This is a genomic window from Stenotrophomonas pictorum JCM 9942 (assembly GCF_001310775.1).
GTDB classification, from domain to species: Bacteria; Pseudomonadota; Gammaproteobacteria; order Xanthomonadales; family Xanthomonadaceae; genus Stenotrophomonas; species Stenotrophomonas pictorum.
Genome location: NZ_BAZI01000385.1, coordinates 1 through 2,488, shown reverse-complemented (window position 1 = coordinate 2,488; position 2,488 = coordinate 1). Strand labels below are relative to the sequence as shown.

Here is a 2,488-nt window from a genome sequence, read left to right as displayed (position 1 = left end):
GGAACGGCAGCTCCTCCAGCGCCAGCGCGGCCTGTTCGCCACGGGCCAAAAGCGCCGGATCTTCGGTATCGAAACCGGTCACCCCCAGCGCCACGGTGCCGCGCTCGGCATCCAGCGGCTGCAGGCCCTCGGGCATCTCGCCGAGGAGCCAGGCATCAAACACCTTGCGCGCGATCGGCGCCGCGGCCGAGCCACCGTAACCGCCGCCCTCCACCGCGATGGCAATGGCGATCACCGGATCTTCGGCCGGGGCGAAGCCGACAAACAGCGCGCGATGGCGCAGGTGCATCGGCAGGCTCTTGGGATTGACCGCAGCCGTCCCCTTGCGACTGACCACCTGCGCGGTACCGGTCTTGCCGGCCATGCGGTATTGCGCCCCGGCAGCCACTCGCCAGCCGCTGCCGCCGGGCTGCATCGTGGCCATCATGCCTTCGCGCACCGCCTGCAGATTGGCCGGGTTGGGGGTGATCGGCTTGCCTGCCGGTTGCGGCAACGGTGCCCAGTCGTGATCGAAGCCGGCGCGCTGTTCGGTCACCAGGTGCGGCCGGCGCAGTTGTCCACTGGCCAGCCCGCCAATTCCACGTACCAGCTGCAACGGCGTCACTTTCCACAGGCCCTGGCCGATGCTGGCGTTGACCGTATCGCCCGGATACCAGCGCTCCTTGCGCGCCTTGAGCTTGGCCTGCGGCGAGGGCAGGATGCCGTCGATCTCGCCGGCCAGATCGATGCCGGTGTGCTGGCCGAAGCATAGCTGCCCAGATACTGGTCAAAACGCTCGATGCCCAGGTCGATACCGAGCTGGTAGTAATAGGTGTTGACCGACTGCGCGATGGATTTGCGCAGGTCCGTCCAGCCATGGCCGCCGCGGTTGGCATCGCCCCAGCCGCGGCTCACGCCGGGCAGGTAGAACATGCCGCGCGAGAGGATCTTGTCCTCCGGCCGGCGCACGCCGCTGTCCAGCCCGGCCAGACCGACAAACGGCTTGATCGTGGAGCCTGGCGCCACACCGCCGAGCACCAGCCGGTTGAACTGCGGCCGCGAGGGATTTTCGTTCAGGCGCTTGAAATCGGCATGCGAGATGCCGTTGACGAACAGGTTCGGGTCGTACGAGGGCAGGCTGACCATGGCCAGGATCTCGCCGGTACGCGGATCGATCGCCACCGCCGAGCCCTCCTGCTCGCCGAACGCGGCCACCATCGCCCGCTGCAGGTCGGCATCGATGGACAGCCGCAGGTCGGTCCCCGACTGCGCCGGCACCCGGCCGATGGTGCGGATCGCCCGCCCCTGCACATTGGTCTCGACCTGCTCGTAGCCGATCTTGCCGCGCAGCTGCGCTTCGTAGAACCGCTCCAGCCCGGATTTGCCGATATGGCTCAGCGCCGCGTTGCCCTCGCCCAGCTCCTCCAGGTCCTTGTCATCGACCCGGCCGACGTAACCGATGATGTGGCCGAACAGGTCGCCGTAGGGATAGCGCCGGGTCAGGTACGGCTCCAGCTCCACCCCGGGAAAGCGCCAGCGGTCCACCGCGAAACGCGCCATCTCCTCGTCGCTGACCCGCAGTTTCAGGGTCACCGGCATGAAGCTGCGGCGCGCCTTGCGCGACTGCCGGAAGCGTTCGATGTCCTCGTCGCTCAGCGCGAAGATTTTCTGCAGGCCGGCCAGGGTGGCCTCCATGTCCTGCACCTTGTCCGGGGTCACATCCAGACGGAAGGCCGGCACATTCTCGGCCAGCAGGCGGCCGTTGCGGTCGTAGATCAGTCCACGCCCCGGCACCACCGGCCGCGCCTTGATGCGGTTGGCTTCCGAGCGGGTGGCGTAGATCTCGTGATCGAGCACCTGCAGCTTGAAATACCAGCCGCCGAGGAAGCCCAGGGTCAGCAGCACCCCGGCAAAGCCCAGCGCCGCGCGCCGCCGGAACTGCTCGGTTTCGGCATGCAGGTTCTTGGACGGTCGGCGACGGTACATGCTCAGCGCCCGCGCTTGCCCAGCCGCACCGCATCCAGCGCCACATACAGCGGCAGCCACAGCGCCATGCCCAGCAGCGGCGCCCACCAGTAGCTCCAGCGCAACAGCGGCTCGCCGACCAGCAGGTGGAGCGCCGCATCGATGACCCGGTCATTGAGCAGCAACCCGCCGATGGCCAAGGCCTGCTGCGACAGCGGGAAGAACCGGATGCGCGCGCGGAAGCGCTGCAGGATGAAGGCCATCACCACCAGACGCAGCGCCTGCTCGCCCAGAATGCCGCCGAACATCAGATCGGCCAGCAGCCCGATGCAGAACGCAAAGCCCAGCCCGACCCGGTCCGGGGTTTCAATCACCCAGTACGCCAGCACCAGCGCCAGCCAGTACGGCCGCAGCGGCAGCAGCAGCTCCGGCAAGGGCACCAGCCCCAGCAGCAGCGCCAGCCCGAAACTCAGCGGCGGCACCCAGCCCTTGTTGCGCAACCGGCTCATGGGCGCACCTGTGCCGGCGCGGTCGCCGGAGAGGG

At 68.4% G+C, this 2,488-nt stretch carries 1 protein-coding gene and 1 pseudogene; both read right to left on the bottom strand.

What is annotated here, in order from left to right; all coding sequences use genetic code 11:
- A pseudogene (mrdA, locus tag JCM9942_RS14040) lies at nucleotides 1-1,965 on the bottom strand (penicillin-binding protein 2); the annotation flags it as partial.
- 2 nt (nucleotides 1,966-1,967) lie between these two features.
- Nucleotides 1,968-2,453 (bottom strand): rod shape-determining protein MreD, encoded by a 486-nt coding sequence (gene mreD, locus JCM9942_RS14035; RefSeq protein ID WP_054660445.1) that lies wholly within the window; start codon nucleotides 2,451-2,453, stop codon nucleotides 1,968-1,970.
- Nucleotides 2,454-2,488: the final 35 nt, after the last annotated feature.

Coding starts and splice junctions, on each gene's coding strand:
- mreD (WP_054660445.1), bottom strand. CDS start 2,453: ATGAGCCGGTTGCGCAACAAGGGCTGGGTGCCGCCGCTGAGTTTCGGG.